This window comes from Rhodococcus sp. 05-340-2, assembly GCF_002258915.1.
Lineage (GTDB): Bacteria > Actinomycetota > Actinomycetes > Mycobacteriales > Mycobacteriaceae > Rhodococcoides.
Genome location: NZ_NOYU01000007.1, coordinates 1 through 751, shown reverse-complemented (window position 1 = coordinate 751; position 751 = coordinate 1). Strand labels below are relative to the sequence as shown.

At 60.7% G+C, this 751-nt stretch carries 1 protein-coding gene; it reads right to left on the bottom strand.

What is annotated here, in order from left to right; genetic code table 11:
• Positions 1 to 751 (bottom strand): phosphopantetheine-binding protein (locus CH271_RS04170; protein ID WP_141214695.1); only part of this gene is annotated, 751 nt, incomplete at both ends.

Below are 751 nucleotides of genomic sequence, written 5' to 3'. Positions count from 1 at the left end.
CAGGCCCGCTACGGTGGGGGCTTCCATGAGTGCACGGACGCTGATTTCACAGTCGAAGGTTTCCTGCACGGCGGCTACGACACGCATCGCAGAGAGCGAGTTGCCGCCCAGGTCGAAGAAGGAGTCGTCCACGCTGACTCGCGGCAGGTCGAGAACCTTCGTGAAAATGCCGGAGATAATTTCTTCAACCGGAGATGACGGCGCTCTGTGAACGCCGCTGGCGAATTGCGGCTCGGGCAACGCCCATTTGTCCAGCTTGCCGTTGACAGTTAACGGCAACTCGTCGATGACCATCACCACGGCCGGAACCATGTACGCAGGCAATCGCGCGGCAACTCGTTCGCGCAGCGCCCCACCATCGATTCCCGCAGACACCTCGGTAGGTACGACGTAGCCAATCAACTGCTTGCCGGTATCGGTATCACGGGCCACCACTGCCGCACGCTCCACTCCGGTCAAGGCAGCGAGTGTTGCTTCCACTTCACCGATTTCGATGCGGTAACCACGAATCTTCACCTGATCGTCAGAGCGACCCACATACTCCAGCTCGCCGTCGTGATTCCAACGAACCAGATCGCCGGTGCGATACATCCGCGAACCCAAAGGGCCGAGCGGACACGCGACGAATCGCGATGCCGTCAAGCCCGGCCGTCGCACATAACCGCGTGCCACACCCCGCCCCGCGACATACAACTCACCAACCACACCGATCGGAACCCGCCGCAAACCGGAATCCAACACAAACAACGCA